The organism is Methylobacterium sp. (assembly GCF_028290105.1).
Lineage (GTDB): Bacteria > Pseudomonadota > Alphaproteobacteria > Rhizobiales > Beijerinckiaceae > Methylobacterium.
The window spans coordinates 1-17,789 of record NZ_JAQGKL010000119.1; the positions used below are offsets into that span (position 1 = coordinate 1).

12 protein-coding genes and 1 pseudogene are annotated in these 17,789 nt (G+C 72.0%); 2 read left to right on the forward strand and 11 right to left on the reverse strand.

The annotated features are described in order from the left end of the window. On the reverse strand, positions 1-1,631 hold a 1,631-nt coding region (locus tag JWQ05_RS08700), incomplete at its 3' end, for a lysine--tRNA ligase (protein ID WP_299657603.1). Positions 1,632-1,846: 215 nt separating this feature from the next. Here JWQ05_RS08700 and JWQ05_RS08705 point away from each other — a divergent pair. Then, the gene (locus tag JWQ05_RS08705; protein ID WP_299657605.1) at positions 1,847-2,998 is read left to right on the forward strand and encodes an MFS transporter; all 1,152 of its coding nucleotides are present in this window, start codon (positions 1,847-1,849) and stop codon (positions 2,996-2,998) included. Between the two features lie 37 nt (positions 2,999-3,035). Here the strand turns inward: JWQ05_RS08705 and JWQ05_RS08710 are convergent, their stop codons facing one another. Further along, positions 3,036-3,851 carry a transporter substrate-binding domain-containing protein gene (locus tag JWQ05_RS08710; RefSeq protein ID WP_299657625.1) on the reverse strand — a complete coding sequence of 272 codons (816 nt, stop codon included), beginning with the start codon at positions 3,849-3,851 and terminating at the stop codon, positions 3,036-3,038. Positions 3,852-4,012: 161 nt separating this feature from the next. Here JWQ05_RS08710 and JWQ05_RS08715 point away from each other — a divergent pair, with 161 nt between their 5' ends. After that, positions 4,013-5,857: a glycosyltransferase family 2 protein gene (locus JWQ05_RS08715; RefSeq protein ID WP_299657607.1), complete on the forward strand. Its 1,845-nt coding sequence runs from the start codon at positions 4,013-4,015 to the stop codon at positions 5,855-5,857. Positions 5,858-5,895: 38 nt separating this feature from the next. Here the strand turns inward: JWQ05_RS08715 and JWQ05_RS08720 are convergent, their stop codons facing one another. The 9 genes and pseudogenes from JWQ05_RS08720 to JWQ05_RS08760 form a co-directional block, all read right to left on the reverse strand. Then, positions 5,896-6,477 carry an SCO family protein gene (locus JWQ05_RS08720; protein WP_299657609.1) on the reverse strand — a complete coding sequence of 194 codons (582 nt, stop codon included), beginning with the start codon at positions 6,475-6,477 and terminating at the stop codon, positions 5,896-5,898. Between the two features lie 104 nt (positions 6,478-6,581). Next, a complete protein-coding gene (gene cysG, locus JWQ05_RS08725) occupies positions 6,582-8,078 on the reverse strand; it encodes a siroheme synthase CysG (protein ID WP_299657611.1) in 1,497 nt (498 codons plus the stop codon). A gap of 84 nt (positions 8,079-8,162) precedes the next feature. Further along, on the reverse strand, positions 8,163-10,850 hold the full coding sequence (locus JWQ05_RS08730; RefSeq protein WP_299657613.1) for a nitrate reductase: 2,688 nt from the start codon (positions 10,848-10,850) through the stop codon (positions 8,163-8,165). Positions 10,851-11,026: 176 nt separating this feature from the next. Then, positions 11,027-12,628 carry a sulfite reductase subunit alpha gene (locus tag JWQ05_RS08735; protein ID WP_299657615.1) on the reverse strand — a complete coding sequence of 534 codons (1,602 nt, stop codon included), beginning with the start codon at positions 12,626-12,628 and terminating at the stop codon, positions 11,027-11,029. Then, on the reverse strand, positions 12,625-14,412 hold the full coding sequence (locus JWQ05_RS08740; protein ID WP_299657617.1) for a NirA family protein: 1,788 nt from the start codon (positions 14,410-14,412) through the stop codon (positions 12,625-12,627). Before JWQ05_RS08740 ends, JWQ05_RS08735 begins: the two co-directional genes overlap by 4 nt. A gap of 12 nt (positions 14,413-14,424) precedes the next feature. After that, the gene (locus JWQ05_RS08745) at positions 14,425-15,645 is read right to left on the reverse strand and encodes an FAD-dependent oxidoreductase (protein ID WP_299657619.1); all 1,221 of its coding nucleotides are present in this window, start codon (positions 15,643-15,645) and stop codon (positions 14,425-14,427) included. Positions 15,646-15,659: 14 nt separating this feature from the next. Beyond that, on the reverse strand, positions 15,660-16,454 hold the full coding sequence (locus JWQ05_RS08750; RefSeq protein WP_299657621.1) for an ABC transporter ATP-binding protein: 795 nt from the start codon (positions 16,452-16,454) through the stop codon (positions 15,660-15,662). Positions 16,455-16,464: 10 nt separating this feature from the next. Beyond that, complete coding sequence (gene ntrB, locus JWQ05_RS08755) at positions 16,465-17,334, reverse strand: nitrate ABC transporter permease (protein ID WP_299657623.1); 870 nt, start codon at positions 17,332-17,334, stop codon at positions 16,465-16,467. Further along, positions 17,334-17,789 (reverse strand): annotated as a pseudogene (locus JWQ05_RS08760) (bicarbonate-binding protein); the annotation flags it as partial. The gene ntrB and the pseudogene JWQ05_RS08760, both read right to left, overlap by 1 nt.

Genomic DNA, 17,789 nt, shown 5'->3' on the forward strand with positions numbered 1-17,789 from the left:
ACGCCGTAGAGGGCGATGAACGAGCCGAAGCGCGGCCCGCGCGCCTCGCCGAACAGCACGTTGTAGATCGTGGTGAACCAGGCCTGGGACACGCCGGGGCGCCCGTCCGGGCTCTTGGCCTTGCCCGACAGGTCGGGGAAGTGCCGGCGCCCGACCTCGTAGACCAGGGCCTGCAGGGCTTCCGGGTCGACCGAGCCCTCGTGGGGGGCCAGCGTCTCCGAAAGGTCCTCCAGCGCCGCCCGCTCCGCGTCGGTGGCGGCGCGGTAGGTCTTGGCCGGCCGCACGAGATCGCGGAAATAGGCGAGCGCGTGGCCCACGAGCCGGTTCAGCACCGGATGGGTCTCCGGGCCGACCTCCGGGTCGTAGCGGCGGATGAAGCCCCACAGCACCGCCGGGTCCTCGGTATTGGCCACCGCCGCGAGGTTGAGGAGCATCGCGAAGTTGAGCGCGCCGCCCTTGCCCACGGCCTCCGCCGCCGGCGGATGGCCCGCATGCAGGTGCCAGACCGGGTTGCCGAGTTGCTGGGCCGGCTCCTGGCCCGGAAACTTCTCCAAGAAGCCGAGGTAATCGTCGACCTGGCGCGGGATCATCTCCACGAACAGGCGCTTGGCCTCGCGGGGCTTGTTGTACATGAACAGCGCGAGGCTGTCGGCGGTGCCGTAGACCAGCCAGTCGTCGATCGAGAGGCCGTTGCCCTTCGACTTCGAGATCTTCCGGCCTTCCTTGTCCAGGAAGAGCTCGTAGTTGAAGCCCTCCGGCGGCTCGCCCCCGAGCGCGCGGGCGATCTCGCCCGAGAGCTTCACCGAATCGATCAGGTCCTTGCCGGCCATCTCGTAATCGATGCCGAGCGCCACCCAGCGCATGGCCCAGTCGGGCTTCCATTGCAGCTTGGCATGCCCCCCGGTCACCGGGGTCTCGTAGGCGGTTCCCGTCTTCGGGTCGCGCCAGACCAGGGTGCCGGCCGAGACCCGGACCTCGTCGATGGCCACCTGCATCACCTCGCCCGTCACCGGGTGGAGGGGCAGGAACGGCGAGTAGCTCGCCGAACGCTCGGCGCGCAGCGACGGCAGCATGATCGCCATCACGGCCTCGTAGCGCTCCAGCACCGTCAGCAGCGCCGTATCGAACAGGCCCGCCTTGTAGCATTCGGTGGCCGAGCGGAACTCGTAGTCGAAGCCGAAGGCGTCGAGGAAGCGGCGCAGCTCCGCGTTGTTGTGCGCGCCGAAGCTCTCGTGCGTGCCGAACGGGTCGGGCACGCGGGTCAGCGGCTGGTTGAGGGCGCCGATCAGCATCGGCTTGTTCGGGACGTTGTCCGGCACCTTGCGCAGGCCGTCCATGTCGTCCGAGAACGCGATCAGCCGGGTCGGCACGCTGTCCTTCGTCAGCACCCGGAAGGCGTGGCGCACCATCGAGGTGCGCGCCACCTCGCCGAAGGTGCCGATATGCGGTAGGCCCGAGGGCCCGTAGCCGGTCTCGAACAGGACCTCGTCCTTGGGGCGCCGCTCGAGCCGCGCCACCAGCTTGCGCGCCTCCTCGAAGGGCCAGGCGGCGGCGCTGGCGGCGGCCGCGACGCGATCGGGGTCGAGGGCCAGGGGAGCCGGAGCGGACGAGGACGGGGACGGGGACGACATCGACGGGGACGACATGGGAAAACGTCAGTTCTGCGAGGTTTGCGGATGAGGGCGGCACCCTAGGGAGCGCGTCCCGGGGGGTCAACGCGGGCGTCGCCCCCGCGCTCGCGACATGCCAGCTTCGCCCTGCCCCATCGCGCGGGGCTCCCTACGTTCGCCGCATCGCCTCGGCGAAACCGCCCGCCCGAAAAGCCCCATCCCGCCCGAAAGGCACCATGACGTCGTCCGTCCTCCCGCATGCGCGCGCCATCGGCGCGTCCGAGATCCGCTCGACCCGCCTGATCTTCCTCATCGTCGGCTTCGGGGTCGCGGCCTGGGCGCCCCTGGTGCCCTTCGTGAAGGCGCGCGCCGGGCTCGACGACGCCACCCTCGGGCTGCTCCTGCTCTGCCTCGGCATCGGCTCCCTCGTCACCATGCCGGCGGCGGGCGCGCTCGCCCGGCGCTTCGGCCCCCGCCCGCTGCTGGTCGCGGCGGTCGCCGTCACGGGCGTGACCCTGGCGCTGCTTTCCCGCGTCTCGGCCCTGCCCGTCCTCGCCGCTGCGCTGACCGGGCTCGGAATGGGCCTCGGCCTCCTCGATTGCCTCATGAACCTGCAGGCGGTGGCGGTGGAGCGCCGGGCGGCGCGCCCGATGATGTCGGGCTTCCACGGCCTCTACAGCCTCGGCTGCATCGTCGGGGCGGCGGGTTTCAGCGCGCTCCTCAGCCTCGGCCTGACGCCGCCGGCCGCGACCCTGGCGGTGGTGGCCGGGATCGTCGCCGCCGGCCTCGCGGCCCTGCCCGGCATCCTGCCGGGCGAGGGAGCCCCGCGCGGCCCGGCCTTCGCGCTGCCGCGCGGGCCGGTGCTGCTGATCGGCCTCGTCTGCTTCGTGGTCTTCCTCACGGAGGGGGCGGCGCTGGACTGGAGCGGGGTCTTCCTGATCCAGGAGCGCGGCCTCGATCCGGCCCGGGCCGGGCTCGGCTACGCGGCCTTCTCGCTGACCATGACGGTGGGCCGGCTCACCGGCGACGCCCTGGTGCGCCGGGTGGGGCGGCGCCGCATCGTCGTGCTCGGCGCCCTGCTGGCGGCGGGCGGTCTCGCCCTCGTCAGCGCCGTGCCGCTCTGGCCCGTGACGCTCCTCGGCTACGCCCTGGTGGGGGCGGGCTGCGCCAACATCGTGCCGGTGCTGTTCACCGCCGCCGGCCGGCAGACGGCGATGCCGGCGGCCCTGGCGATCCCCGCCGTGACGACGCTCGGCTATGCCGGGGTGCTGGCGGGGCCGGCCGCGATCGGGTTCCTGGCGCAGGCCACCAGCCTGACCCTGGCCTTCCTCGCCGTGGCCGCACTCCTCGTCGGCGTGGCCTTCAGCGCCGGCCGGCTGCGCATCTGAGCCTCGGGAACGGACGCGCCGGGCCGGTCGCCGAGCTTCAGAACGGGCTCACGGGAAAGAACCGCAGGTACAGTTCCGCGTACTTGCCCTCGTCCCAGAGCCGCTGCAGCGCGTCGTCCAGCGCCCGCGACAGGGCGGGGTCGTCGGCGCGGGTGACGAGGCCGATGCCCTCGCCGAAATAGCGGTTCTCGAGGTAGTCGCCGCCCGTGAAGGCACAGCAACGGGCCGCCTCGACGCCGCCGATCCAGAGGGCGAGGTTCAGCCCGTCGGCGAAGACGTAATCCACTTCGCCCCGGCGCAGCGCCCCCTCGGCCGTCGCCAGATCCGTGAAGTCCTTGGCCACCGCACCGGGGAAGAACGCCTTCAGGTAGGCCGCGTGCGCGCTGCCGCCGACGACCCCGACGCTCCTGCCTCCCAGGTCGGCGGCGGAGGGGGCGGGCAGGCCCTTGTCGGTGCGGGCGGCAAAGCGCGCCGGCCAGCGGAAATACGGCCGCGTGGCGAGGAAGCGCGCCCGCAGGGCCGGCGTCAGGGGAATCGCTGCGGCGACGACGTCGCCCTGCCGGTCCGCCAGGGCATCGAGCAGGGTGTCGAAGCGCCGGGCCTGCACGGTGCAATTCATCGCCAACCGCTCGCAGACCGCGCGGGCGAGTTCCACCGCGAACCCGGTGGGCGTGCCGTCGGGGCCGGCGAAGTGCAGCGGCGGGAAATCGTCGTCGGTGAGGAAGCGGACCGTGCGTGCGCCAAGCGGGGTCTCCATCCGCTCCTGGCGCGCGCGCGGGTTCCAGAAGTTCGGGATCGTGACGCCCTCCGCCTGGGCGGACGGTGCGACAAGAGCGGCGTCGCCGCCGATCAGCGCCGCGACCAGTGCACAAGCCGCCGCCCGCCCCCGGAGGCGCCTTGCCTTCCGGCGGATCTCCGCAGAAGTTGTGTCGGTTGCGCTTCGGTTGCGCGCGGAAACGGTCTGGCTCACGGCCTCTCCCCTAGCACATCCTCACGCCGTCGGGAGGCCGCGCGGTGTCGCTCCTCAGTTTCAGCACGACCGGCGGCCGGACCGCCCCGCTGCCGCCCGAGATCGCCTTCCTCGCCGGGCAGGGGTTCGATGCGGGCCGCCTGGCCGAGGCGGCCGCCCTGGCGCGGGCCTGTGGCAGCGACGCCGCCACCGCGCTGATCCACGCCGACCTGATCAGCGAGGAGGCCTATTACCGCGCCCTGGCCGCGGCGCTCGGCGTGCCGTTCCTCGCCGGCCGCCTCCGGCTCGGCGAGGGGACGCGCTATCCCGACAGCCTGGTCGCCGGCCTCGCCCCCCTGGCGCCGCCCCGGCCCGCCGCCTTCGTCGGGGCCCCGCGCGGCCCCGCCATCGCGGCACTCCTGCGGGAGGGCACGGCCATGGCCATCACCACGCCGCGCGCCCTGTGCGAGGCGGTGTTCGCCGAGAACCCGGCCGGGATCGCCGCCCATGCCGCCCATTCCCTGGAGTGGCACCGGCCCGACTGGGCGCTGGGCTCCGGCACGCTCGCCCCGCGCCTCGCCATCGCGGGCCTGGTGCTCGGGGCGGCCTGCCTCGCCGCCGGGCTCATCCCCGCCGCCCTGCTCATCGGCGCCTGGACCCTGGTCCAGCTCGGCTTCCTCGCCACCGTGACGTTCCGTATCGCCGCCGTCAGCGTCGAATCCGAACCGGCCCCGGACGCGCCGCTGACCGACGCGGAGCTGCCGGTCTACACCGTGCTGGTCGCCCTCCACCGCGAGGCCCGGGTGGTGCCGCGCCTCGCCGCCGCCCTGGCGCGCTTCGACTACCCGGTGGCGAAACTCGACATCAAGTTCGTGATCGAGGCCGACGACGCCGAGACCGCCGCCGCGCTGGAGGCGGCCGCCCTGCCCGCCCGGTTCGAGGTGGTGCGCGTGCCGGCGGGGCTGCCGCGCACCAAGCCCCGCGCCCTCAACGCCGCCCTGCCGCTGGCACGCGGCGCCTGCCTCGTGGTCTACGATGCCGAGGACGTGCCCGATCCCGGCCAGCTTCGGGCGGCGGCGACCCGCTTTGCCCATGCGGCGCCCGAGACCGCCTGCCTCCAGGGCCGGCTCGTCATCGACAATCTCGAGGATGGCCGCCTGACCCGGTGCTTCGCCATCGAGTACGCGGCCCTGTTCGACGTGCTGATCCCGGCGCTCGCCTCCTGGCGGCTGCCGATTCCGCTGGGGGGCACGTCGACGCATTTCCGAACCGCCGTGCTGCGCGAGGTCCACGGCTGGGACGCCTGGAATGTCACCGAGGATGCCGATCTCGGGATCCGCCTCGCGCGGACGGGCTACCATGTGGGGGACCTGCCGAGCGACACCCAGGAGGAGGCGCCGCGCGCGCTCCGGCCCTGGCTGCACCAGCGCACGCGCTGGATGAAGGGGTTCGTGCAGACGAGCCTGACCCACGCCCGGGCGCCGCGCGAGACCGCCCGGCAGCTCGGCCCCCTCGGCACCCTGTGCGCCCTCGCCCTCGTCCCCGGGACGGTGATCTCCGCCCTCCTCTACCCGTTCCTGATGGGCCGGGCGGCCTGGGACTTCGCCCTGTTCGTCGCGCATGGGCTTCCGGCACCGGGCGGGTTCTGGGCGAGCCTGCCCACGGGCTCGTCGATCACGCTGTTCGTCGCCGGAATCCTGGCGATGCTGCTGCCCGCCGCCCTCGGCTGCGTGCGGCGCGGCTGGTTCGACTGCCTCGTCTTCGTGCCCCTGATGCCGCTCTACTTCCTGCTGGTGAGCCTGGCCGCCTGGTGCGGCCTCGTCGAGCTCATCCGCGCGCCGAACCGCTGGAACAAGACCGAGCACGGGCTGGCGCGCACCTCGCGCTCGGGCGCGCTGCGGACGGGCTGAGCCCGGCGCCTCCCGTCCCACTACAGCATCCTGGTCAATCAGAGCATCTTGGCGAGTTCGGCCGCCGCCTCCGCGGGCGGGCGGGCGAGGTTCAGGGCGTTGAGGAAGCGGTTCTGGCCGTTCATCACGTAGACGAGGGCGGTGTGCTCCATGGTGTAGTCGCCCTCCTTGGTCGGCACCTTGCGGACATAGGCCCGGTAGGCCTTCACCGCGGCGGCCACCTCCTCGGGGGTGCCGGTCAGCCCGACGATGCGCGGGTCGAAGCTCGCCAGATAGGTCTTCAGGGCGTCCGGCGTATCCCGCTCGGGGTCGACGGCGATGAACAGGGCGCGCGTGTCCCGGCCCTTGGGGCCCAGCGCCTGGAGCACGTCGCCGATCTGCTGCAGCGTCGTCGGGCAGACGTCCGGGCAATGGGTGAAGCCGAAGAACACGAGGTGCGTGCGCCCCGCATAGTCGCGCTCGGTCACGCGCTGCCCGTCCTGGTTCGTCAGGGTGAAGGGCCCGCCGACGCTGCTGGTGCCCGCCTCCTGGGTCTTGGGCGCCAGCACCACGAAGGCGGCGACGCAGAGCCCCACGAGGCCGACCACGAAGGCGAGGAGGGGCAGGAGCGTGCGACGCATGGGGCGGCCTGGCGGTCGAGGGATGAGGCGGCTTCAGACCACAGGCACCGCGCCCGAGCAATCCAGCAAACCGTCGCCGGCCGGGTCGTGACGGGTCGCGCCCCTCAGATCGCGAGCTTGCCGGGCTCCAGCTCCGCGACCGCCGCCTCGGCGCCCAGGCGCCGCAGGGCCTCGCCCACCATGAGAATCGCGGGGCCGTCCAGGCCGGCCGCCTCGACGCGGGCGGACAGGTCGTGGGCCGCGCCCTCCACCACCCGCTGGTCCCGGCGCGTGGCGTTGAAGACGAGGAGGGCGGGGGTGGTGGGCGCCAACCCCTCGGCGATGGCCCGCTCGAGCAGCACGCCCAGCGTCTTCTTGGGCATGTAGACCACGGTGGTCACGCTCGGATCGGCGAGCGCGCCCCAGTTCAGATCCTCGGGCAGCGCCCCGCGCCGGTCGTGGCCGGTGACGTATTGCAGGCGCCGCGCCGCGTCGCGGTGGGTCAGCGAGACGCAGAGCGAAGCCGCCGCCCCCTGCGCCGCCGAGACGCCGGGGACCACGCTCACCGGAATGCCGGCGGCGCGGCAGGCGTCGATCTCCTCGCCGGCCCGGCCGAAGACCAGGGGGTCGCCGGATTTGAGGCGCACCACCTGCTTGCCGGATCTGGCGAGCTGCACCATCAGCGCGTTGATGTCGTCCTGGCGGCAGGAGGGGCCGTGCCCGGTCTTGCCCACCAGCATGGTGCGGGCCTCGCGGCGGGCGTAATCCAGGATCTCGGGCGCCACGAGGTCGTCGTACAGGATGACGTCGGCGTTGCGCAGAGCGCGCAGCGCCTTGAGGGTGAGGAGTTCGGCGTCGCCGGGCCCGGCGCCCACCAGGGTGACCGCCCCGCCCTTCGGCGCGGCCTCGGTCTGCCCCAGCAACTCGGCCAGGTCCTGCTCCGTCGGCACCCGGTCGGGCTCGGCGAAGGCGCGGTCGGTGAAGCGCTCCCAGAAGGCGCGCCGATCCGAGAAGGCGTGGAAGCGGCTCGTGACCTGTTCGCGCCAGTCGCGGGCGGCTCCGATCCAGGCCTTGAAGCCGCGCGGCAGCATGCCCTCGATGCGGGCCCGCACGGTCTGGCCGAAGACCGGGGCGGCGCCCTCCGTCGAGATGCCCACCACCATCGGCGAGCGGTTGACGATGGCCCCGAACTTCACGTCACAGAGATGCGGCCGGTCGACGGCGTTGACGATGGCCCCCGCCCGGCGCCCGGCGGCGACGAACTCGATGCAGTCGGTCTCGTCCTCCATGGCGCCGATCACGAAGGCGGCGCCCTTCAGGTCGGCCGGGTGCCACTGGCGCAGGTGCAGGGTCACGGAGCCGGCCACGATCTCGCCCGGCACGGCGCGCAGTTCCTCGCTGGGCTCCGGCGCGTAGACGTCGACATGGGCCCCGGCGGCGGCGAGCAGCTTCACCTTCCAGGGCGCGCCCCCGTTCGAGCCGGCGAGGACCGCGCGCTTGCCCTGGAGGGGCACGAAGACGGGCAGGACGGCGAGCGGCTCAAGACCTGCGGGGCCGGCGGCGCCGCGCGCCGATTCGGAGCCGGCGGGCCGGGTTTCGCGGGGGATTCTCGGTGTGCTCATGGGGCTCGAAATAGGGATCGGTGAGGCCCGAAGATGGGGATCGGTCTGGCCCGAAGATGGGGATCTGTCCGGCCCAAAGTGAGCCTACGCGGCGTTGCGCGCAAGCGCCTCGGGCAGCAGCTTGCGGATCTCGGGGATGCACGAGCCGCAATTCGTCCCCGCCTTGCAGGCGGCACCCACCGCCTCCACGCTGCCCGCGCCCGCCGCGATCACCCCCGTGATCACGTCGAGCCCGACCCCGTGGCAGGCGCAGATGGTGGGGCCGGCGGAGGCGGTCTCGGCGCGGCCGGTCAGGAGCGCGCGCCGGGCGGCGGGCTCGAGCGCGGTCTCGGCGAAATAGGCCTTGGCCTCCTCCCAGCCCGGGCGCGCCTCGGCCGGCCCGAGCGCCAGGCAGGCGACCAGCTGCCCGTCCTGGTAGACCGCGCAGCGGTAGCGCCCGCGCGCGTGGTCGGCGTATTCGGCGAGTTCGCAGCCCTGGAACAGGCCGCGCATCGTCAGCGCCACGGCGCGCGAACTCTCCTGGGTGGCGAATTGCAGGCCCGAGCCGCCGGAAATCGTGGCGCGGGCCCACCACCAGCCCTCCGGCGGGGTGTGCTCCCGGCGGGTCAGCAGGAAGCCACGGTTGCGGTAGGGCACGGGGGCGATGGCGGCGGGCGTCGCCTTCAATTCGGGCTGGCCCGAGACCGGATCGGGGATGCCCCGAACGAGGGCGCCGACGCGGGCGTCGGACGCGGTGGCCGCGCTCCAGTGGAAGGCGGCGAACAGGCCGCCGGGGCGGACCGCGTCGGTGACCATGGCCTCCAGGGTGGCGGTGCCGTGGGGCGTGGCGATCCGGGCGAGATCGCCCTCCTTCAGGCCGAGGCGCGCGGCGTCGTCCGGGTGGATCTCCACGAAGGGGACCGAGCGATGCGCCGAGAGGCGCTGGCTTTTGCCCGTGCGCGTCATGGTGTGCCAGTGGTCGCGGACCCGGCCGGTGTTGAGCACCAGCGGGTAATCGCCGCTCACCGCCTGGGCCAGGGCCGGGGGCTGCACGGCCACGAACCGGGCGCGCTTGTCGAAGGTGTAGAACTGCCCGTCGGCGAAGAGCCGCGCGCGCGCCTTGCCGCGCCTGGGCTGCGGCCATTGCACGGGCGCGGCCCCCGCATAGCTCGCGTCCGGGATGTCGCTCATCGCCCCGATGTCGAAGTCGCGGCTGCCGTTGTTCTCGAAGGCCGAGAGGGCGGCGTGCTCGCGGAAGATCGCGGCGGGCCCCGTATAGGCGAAGGCGGCCCCGTGGCCGAGGCGCTTGGCGACGTCGGCGATGATCGCCCAGTCGGCCCGGGCCTCGCCGGGGGCTTTCAGGAAGCTGCGCTGGCGCGAGATGCGGCGCTCGGAATTCGTGACCGTGCCGTCCTTCTCGCCCCAGGCCAGCGCCGGGAGCAGCACCGTCTTCCGGCCCGTCGCGCGGGCGCTGTCGCTGTCGGCGACGGCCTCCGAGACCACGTAGAGGTCGAGCTTCTTCAGGCTCTCGCGGATGAGGTCGGCGCGCGGCATCGACACGATGGGGTTGGTGCCCATCACCCACAGGGCCTTGATCTTGCCGCGCTCGATCGCCTCGAACAGGGCCACCGCCTTCATGCCCTCGCCGGTGATGATGTTGGGCGCCTTCCAGAAGCGGCGGACCCGGTCCACCTCCTCGGGCGCGAAGTGCATGTGGGCGGCCAGCATGTTGGCCAGGCCCCCGACCTCGCGCCCGCCCATGGCGTTGGGCTGGCCGGTGAGCGAGAACGGCCCCGCGCCCGGCTGGCCGATGCGGCCGGTGGCGAGGTGGCAGTTGATGATGGCGTTGCCCTTGTCGGTGCCCTGCGCCGACTGGTTCACCCCTTGGGAAAACGCCGTGACGACGCGCTTCGTGCCCGCGAAGAGCGCGAAGAAGCGCGCGACGTCGGCCTCCGAAAGACCCGTGGCGGCGGCGGTCGCGGCGATGCTCGGGGCGATGGCGGCGGCGCGCTCCAGGGCGCCGTCGAAGCCGCTGGTGTGGTCGCCGACGAAGCGCTCGTCGAGGGCGCCGGTCCCGGCCAGGTGCACCAGCAGGCCCGAGAACAGGGCCGTGTCGGTGCCGGGCTCGAGGCCGAGGAAGAGGTCCGCCTCCTCTCCGGTCTGGGTGCGGCGGGGGTCGATCACCACCAGCTTGGTGCCGCGCTTGGCCCGCGCGTCCACCATGCGGCGGAACAGGATCGGGTGGCACCAGGCGGTGTTCGAGCCGACGAGCACGATGAGGTCGGCCTCGTCGAGGTCCTCGTAGCAGCCCGGCACGGTGTCGGAGCCGAAGGCGCGCCGGTGGGCGGCGACCGCGCTCGACATGCACAGGCGCGAGTTGGTGTCGACGTGCGGCGTGCCGAGGAAGCCCTTCGCGAGCTTGTTGGCGACGTAGTAGTCCTCGGTGAGGAGCTGGCCCGAGAGATAGAACGCCACCGAATCCGGGCCGTGCTCCTCGGCGATCCGGCGCAGGGACCCCGCCACGGTGCCGAGCGCGGATTCCCAGCTCACGCGGGCGCCGTCCACCTCCGGGTGGAGCAGGCGGTTGTCGAGGGAGAGCGTCTCGCCCAGCGCCGAGCCCTTGGAGCAGAGGCGGCCGAGATTGGCCGGGTGCCCGGTGTCGCCGGCGATCCCCGCGCCCCCCTGCCCGTCCGGCGTGGCGAGCACGCCGCAGCCGACCCCGCAATAGGGGCAGGTGGTCTTCACGGTGGCGGCCGGTGCCTGGACCTGCGCGTTCTGGACATGCGCGTTCATGGCGGGATCCTCGGCGGATTCTTGTGTAACGGCGGTCGGGAGCAAGAGTCGGGCCGGGGCGCGGAGCGACCGGAAGGGCGAGCGCGGCCCGACCCGGAGAGGTCGCGCTGCCCCTCTCCCGCCCTGCACCCGCGGGGCACCCTCCCCCGCGACAGGGGGGAGGGTTCACGGGGGCGCTAGTACACGTCGGCCTGATAGCGCCCGGTCTTCTTCAGATGGGCGAGGTAGGCCACCGCCTCGTCGGGGTTCTTGCCGCCGAACTGGCCGGCGACGTCGATGATCGCCCGCTCCACGTCCTTGGCCATGCGCTTGGCGTCGCCGCAGACGTAGAAATGCGCGCCGCCCTCGAACCACTTCCAGAGTTCGGCCCCGCTCTCGCGCATGCGGTCCTGCACGTAGGTCTTCTCGGTGCCGTCGCGGGACCAGGCCAGCGACAGGCGGGTGAGGACTTTCTTGTCCTTCAGGCCGTTGAGCTCGTCCTTGTAGAAGAAGTCGCTCGCCTGCTTCTGGTGGCCGTAGAACAGCCAGTTGCGGCCCGGCGCCTGCGTGGCGTCGCGCTCGCGCAGGAAGGCGCGGAACGGCGCGATGCCGGTGCCGGGGCCGACCATGATGACGTCCTTGGAGAGGTCCTCCGGCAGCGCGAAGCCGTGCGCCTTCTGCAGGTAGACCTTGACCTTCATGCCCTCGGGGATGCGCTCGCCGAGATGGGTCGAGGCGACGCCGAGGCGCAGGCGCGAGCGGTGGTTGTAGCGCACCGCGTCCACCGTGAGGGAGACCCGGCCGGGATCCGCCTTCGGCGAGGACGAGATCGAGTAGAGCCGGGGCTGCAGCTCGTCGAGGGCCTCCAGGAAGACCTCCGCGTCGGGCCGCGCACCCGGGAACTTGTGGAGCGCGCCGAGCACGTCGAGATGGGCGGCGTCCCCGTCCGGGTCCTCGCCGGCGGCGAGCGCCTGCGCCTTCCTGCGGGCCTCGCCGGAGGTGAGGAGCGAGAGCAGCTGGTAGAGCCCGTCCGGCGCGCCGCCCAGCGCGTAGTCGGTGAGCAATCGGTCGCGCAGGGTCTTAGCCCCGATCCGGCGCTCGGGCCGTGCGCCGAGTTCGGCGATGACCGCGTCGACCAGGGCCGGGGCGTTGGCGGGAAACAGACCGAGGGAATCGCCGACCACGTAGTCGATCGGCGTGCCCGTGAGGTCGATCTCGATGTGCCAGGTCTCCTTCTCGCCGCCCGGCGCGTTGAGGCGGGTGCGCGAGACGAAGGTGGCCTCCACGGGGTTCTCGCGGCAGAAGCCCAGCGGCCCGAGTTCGGGGGCGGCCTTGGGGGCGGCCTCGCCGTCCGCCTTCTTCGGCGCGGCGCCGCCGGCGGCACCGAACTCCTCCTCCAGCTTCTTCAGCATCCGGAGCGTGTCCTTGCCGCCGGGCTGGCAGAGGTTCAGGCGCTCCTCGTTCTTGAGGAAGATGGCGTTGGCGTAGTCGGCGCAGTTGTAGCCGCACTGGCCGCAATCCTGCTGGGCCATGGCGGCCATCAGCTTCTGCGGCTCGGGCCGCTCCTGGGCCATGGCCATGCGCTCGGGCAGCGGCAGGGACGGGTCGTGCCAGGGCGCGTCGTCGTTGTCGGCGAGCTTCGGCCCGCCGGGCGCGTCGCCCGGCGCGAGGGCGGTGGCGCCCTCCACGGCGGGGCCCAGCAGCGCGGCGAAGTAGCCCGAGAGCCAGGCGCGCTGGTCCGGGTTGAAGGGGGCGGTCTCGGGGATGAGAACCACGGGGGGGGAGACGTGCTCGCTCATGCGGCGGCCTTCAGGACGGGTTGCTCTTCGGCGATGTTGCGCAGGGATTCGGGGCCGGTGCGGGCGGTGAAGGCCTGGAAGCTCTCGGCCGGGCTCGTCCGCTTCCCGAGGTAGCTGCGGAGCAGCGCCTCGATCCGGGCCGGGCAATCCTCGGCCCTCACGGCCTTCCAGATCTCGGTGCCGATCTTCGGCGCGTCGCCGAAGCCGCCGCCGACCACGATGTCGTAGCCCTCGACGGTGTCGCCCTCCTCCGAGACCACGACCTTGGCGCCGATGAGCCCGATGTCGCCGATGTAGTGCTGGGCGCAGGAGTGGTGGCAGCCGGTGACGTGGACGTTCACCGGAACGTCGAGCTCGGTCAGGTTCGCCTCGATGTAGTCGGCGATGATCAGGGCGTGGCCCTTGGTGTCGGAGGCGGCGAACTTGCAGCCCTTGTTGCCGGTGCAGGCGACGAGGCCGGCGCGGATGCTGGAGGCCTCCGTGGTGAGCCCGAGCGCCAGCACTCGCGCCTGGACCTCCGCGACCTTGGCGTCGGGGACGCCCGAGAACAGGAAGTTCTGCCAGACGGTCATGCGGATGGCGCCGTCGCCGCATTCCGACGCGATCCGGGCGAGTTCCCGCATCTGGTCGGCGGTCATCTTGCCCACGGGCAGGATCACGCCGATCCAGTTCAGGCCGTCCTGGACCTGCCTGTGGACGCCCACATGGGAGAAGCGGTCCATGGCCCCGCGCGGGGCGAGATAGGCCGGGTCGACCCGGTCGAGCTTGTAGCCGAGCTCCTCCTCGACGGCGGCGAGGTACTTGTCGAAGCCCCAGGCGTCGAGGACGTACTTCATCCGGCTCTTGTTGCGGTTCGTGCGGTCGCCGTTCTTGATGAAGACGCGCAGGATCGCGTCGGCGACCCGGTTGCAGGCCTCCGGCTTCAGGATCACGCCGGTGTCGCGGGCCAGATCCCGGTGGCCGGAGATGCCGCCGAGCACGAGGCGCATCCAGATGCCGGGGGCGACGGCGGCACCGTCGAGCACCCGCACGGCCTGGAAGCCGATGTCGTTGGTCTCCTCCAGCACCGGCATGACGCCGCCGCCGTCGAAGGCGACGTTGAACTTGCGCGGCAGGCCGTAGAGCGAGCGGTCGTTGAGGATGTGGTTGTGCCAGGACTTGGCCAGCGGGCGCGTGTCGAGCAGTTCCTGCGCGTCGATGCCCGCCACCGGCGAGCCGGTGACGTTGCGGATGTTGTCGGCGCCCGAGCCGCGCGCGGTGAGCCCGAGGTCGATCAGCCCGTCGAGGAAGGGCTGGCCATGCTCCACCGTGATCTCGCGGACCTGCAGGTTGGCGCGGGTGGTGACGTGGGCATAGCCGCCGCCATGGGCGTCCGCGAGGTCCGCGATGCCGGAAAACTGCCAATGCTGCAGGATGCCGTTGGGGATGCGCAGGCGGCACATGAAGTCGCCGCTGGCGGGCGCCAGCCAGAACAGGCCGTGATAGCGCCAGCGGAAATTGTCCTCGGGCTTCGGCGTCTTGCCGGCGGCGGCCTCCGCGACGAGGCGGTTGTGGCCGTCGAACGGGTTCTCCGCGCGCTTCCACTTCTCCTGCTCGCAGAGCTTGCCGCCGGCCTTGATCGTGGCGTCCTGCGCCTTGATGTGGATCGCGTCCGGGCCGATGGGCTCGGCGGGCGGGGCGGCCCCCTGCCCGGCCACGAGGCCGCCGGTCATGCGGGCGGCGGAGATGCCGGAGGCGAACCCTTCGAGGTAGCGCTTCTGCTCGGCGTTGAATTCGTCAGCCATGGAAAGCCTTCGTCACGCTGCGAGGGGTTGGGGCGCGGGCGCGGGGCGCCCGAACATGAGGTCGTCGCGATGGTCGGCGATGGAGGCGCCGGTGCGGATGAGCTCCTTGCACCAGCCCTGCTCGGCGATGTCGCCGACGAAGACCGCGCCCAGGAGGCGGTCCTCGCCGAAGATCAGCTTGCGGTAGAGGCCGAGGCCGGGATCCGACATCAGCACGGTCTCGGCGCCCTCCGGCGCCTCGATCTCCCCGGCGGAGAAGACCGGCAGACCCGAGACCTTCAGGCTGGTGGCGAGCGCGGTGCCGAGATAGGCCGCCTCCTCGCCGATGAGGTGGCGGCTCAGGGTCTCGGCCTGCTCGTAGGCGGGCTCGACGAGGCCGTAGACCATGCCCCGGTGCTCGGCGCATTCGCCGAGCGCGAAGACGCGGGCATCCGAGGATTGCATGCGGTCGTCGACCTTGATGCCGCGCCCCGTCTCGATGCCGGCCTGCTGGGCCAGCGCCACGTTGGGGCGCACGCCCACCGACATCACCACGAGGTCGGCGGGCAGCACGGTGCCGTCCGCAAGGGTCAGGCGCTCGACCCGGCCGTCGCCCGCCACCGTCGCGGTGTCGGCCTTGAGCAGCACCTTGACCCCGCGCGCCTCCATGGCGCGCTTCACGAGGCCGGCGGCGGCGTGGTCGAGCTGGCGTTCCATCAGCCGGTCCATGACGTGGAGGAGCGTGGTGTCGACGCCGAGCCGCGCGAGGCCGACGGCGGCCTCGAGCCCCAGGAGCCCGCCGCCGATGACGATGGCTTTCGCGTGCTCCACCGCCGCGCGGCGGATGGCGGCGACGTCGGCCAGGTCGCGGAAGGTGAGGACGCCGGGCAGGTCCATGCCGGGCTTGGGCAGCCGGATCGGCACGGAGCCCACCGCGAGCACCAGCTTGTCGAAGGGCAGGACATGGGCCTCGCCCACCATCACGAGGCCGTTCTCGCGGTCGATCGCGGTGACCGGCGCGCCGGTGATGAGGCGGATGCCGTGGCCCTCGTACCAGTCGAGGCCCCGGAACGCGCAGCCGGCCTCGTCGACCTCGCCGCCGAGCAGCGAGGAGAGCAACACGCGATTGTAGGCCGCCTGCGGCTCGGCCCCCACGACGGTGACGTCGTACAGGCCCGGCGCCCGCTCGGTGAGCCGTTCGAGGAAGCGCAACGACGCCATGCCGTTGCCGATGACGACCAGCCGCTCCTTCATCGCGGGCGGTATCCTCAGGCTGCCATGGCCGGCTTGGCGTGCCGGGCATAGAGGAACTCGAGGACCGCGGCGCGGGCGTGGGTGTAGGTCGCGTCCTCTACGAGATCGAGGCGCCGGCGCGGCCGCTCGAGATCGACGGTGAGGATCTCGCCCACGGTGGCCGAGGGGCCGTTGGTCATCATCACGATGCGGTCGGAGAGCAGCACCGCCTCGTCGACGTCGTGGGTGATCATGATCACGGCGTTCTTGAGCCGCGCATGGATGTCCATCAGCGAATCCTGGAGATGCGCGCGGGTGAGCGCGTCGAGCGCCCCGAAGGGCTCGTCGAGGAGCAGGACCTTCGGCTCCATGGCCAGCGCCCGGGCGATGCCGACGCGCTGCTTCATGCCGCCCGAGATCTCGCTCGGGCGCCGGTCGGCGGCGTGGGTCATGTTCACCAGCGACAGGTTGTGGTCGATCCAGGCGTTGCGCTCGGCCCTGGACTTGCGCCCCTTGAAGACCTTGTCGACGGCCAGAGCCACGTTCTCGCGCACCGTCAGCCAGGGCAGGAGCGAGTGGTTCTGGAACACCACGGCGCGGTCGGGGCCGGGGCTGTTCACTTCCTTGTCCTCGAGGAGGACTCCGCCGGTCGAGGCCTTGAGCAGGCCGGCCACGATGTTGAGCACCGTCGACTTGCCGCAGCCGGAATGCCCGATCAGCGAGACGAACTCGCCCTTGTCGATCTTCACGCTGACGTCGCGCAGCACCTCGTTGGTGCGGCCCGAGCGGGTGAAGGAGATGCCGACGTTCTCGATGCTGAGATAGGTCATGAGATGATCCTCAGGCCGTCGCGGTGCCGCGGGTGACGAGGTTGCCGATGAAGGCGACGAAGCGGTCGAGGATGAAGCCGATGATGCCCACATAGACGAGGGCGACGATGATCTCGGAGATGTGGGAGGAGTTCCACGCGTCCCAGATGAAGAAGCCGATGCCGACGCCGCCGATCAGCATCTCGGCCGCCACGATGGCGAGCCAGGACAGGCCGACGCCGATGCGAAGCCCCGTGAAGATGTACGGCGCCGCCGAGGGCAGCATGATCTTGGAGAAGAATTCGAGCGGGTTGAGGCGCAGCACCGCCGAGACGTTGCGGTAATCCTGCGGGATGTTGCGGATGCCCACCGCCGTGTTGATGATGATCGGCCAGATCGAGGTGATGAAGATCACGAAGATCGCGGAGGGCTGGCCGTCCCGGAAGGCGGCGAGCGAGAGGGGCAGCCAGGCCAGCGGCGGGATCGTGCGCAGCACCTGGAAGATCGGGTCGAGGCCGCGCATGGCCCATTCCGACTGCCCGATCAGCGTGCCCACCAGGATGCCGACCACCGTGGCCAGCGCAAACCCTAAGGCCACACGCTGGATGCTGGCGGAGATGTGCCAGAACAGGCCCTTGTCGGTGCCGCCGTTGTCGTAGAACGGGTGGGCGATGATGTCCCAGGCTTCCGTGACCACGCGCGAGGGCGGCGGCAGCCCGGCGCCGGGGCGCGAGCACAGCAGCTCCCAGATCACCAGGAAGGCGACCAGCACCACCACCGGCGGGATCAGGTTCTTCGCGATGGTGTTCAGGGTCGCCATGGTGACGAGGGGCGCGCGCTTGGGTCTCGCGGCCGCCTTCGCGACCGTGGGGCGTGCGGCGATGGTGGAGGTGTTGGCCATCACGCGATCCTCTTGATGCCGAGGCTGGACAGGTAGGCGGCGGGATCGGCCGGATCGAAGACCTTGCCGTCGAAGAAGGTCTCCTTGCCGCGCGAGGTGGAGGCCGGGATCGCGGTGACGCCCAGCGCCTTGGCGGCCTCGCGCCAGAGGTCCTCGCGGTTGACCTTGGCGACGAGCGCCTTGGTGTCGGTCTGCGCGTCGAACTTGCCCCAGCGGATGTCCTCGGTGAGGAACCAGAGGTCGTGGGACTGGTAGGGGTAGGACGCGTTGTCGGCGAAGAACTTCATGATGTGCGGGCTGTTCTCGACCACGCGGCCGTCGCCGTAGTCGATGGTGCCCTTCATGCGGCCGGCCACATCCGCCACCGGGATGTTGATCCACTGGCGCTTGGCGACGATGGCGGCGAACTCGTCCCGGTTCTCGGGCTTGTCGCACCACATCTGGGCCTCGATCAC

Excerpts from the sequence above, each read along its gene's own strand:
- JWQ05_RS08705 (WP_299657605.1), top strand. The coding sequence starts at position 1,847 with ATGACGTCGTCCGTCCTCCCGCATGCGCGCGCCATCGGCGCGTCCGAG.
- JWQ05_RS08720 (WP_299657609.1), bottom strand. The coding sequence starts at position 6,477 with ATGCGTCGCACGCTCCTGCCCCTCCTCGCCTTCGTGGTCGGCCTCGTG.
- cysG (WP_299657611.1), bottom strand. The coding sequence starts at position 8,078 with ATGAGCACACCGAGAATCCCCCGCGAAACCCGGCCCGCCGGCTCCGAA.
- JWQ05_RS08730 (WP_299657613.1), bottom strand. The coding sequence starts at position 10,850 with ATGAACGCGCATGTCCAGAACGCGCAGGTCCAGGCACCGGCCGCCACC.
- JWQ05_RS08735 (WP_299657615.1), bottom strand. The coding sequence starts at position 12,628 with ATGAGCGAGCACGTCTCCCCCCCCGTGGTTCTCATCCCCGAGACCGCC.
- JWQ05_RS08740 (WP_299657617.1), bottom strand. The coding sequence starts at position 14,412 with ATGGCTGACGAATTCAACGCCGAGCAGAAGCGCTACCTCGAAGGGTTC.
- JWQ05_RS08745 (WP_299657619.1), bottom strand. The coding sequence starts at position 15,645 with ATGAAGGAGCGGCTGGTCGTCATCGGCAACGGCATGGCGTCGTTGCGC.
- JWQ05_RS08750 (WP_299657621.1), bottom strand. The coding sequence starts at position 16,454 with ATGACCTATCTCAGCATCGAGAACGTCGGCATCTCCTTCACCCGCTCG.
- ntrB (WP_299657623.1), bottom strand. The coding sequence starts at position 17,334 with ATGGCCAACACCTCCACCATCGCCGCACGCCCCACGGTCGCGAAGGCG.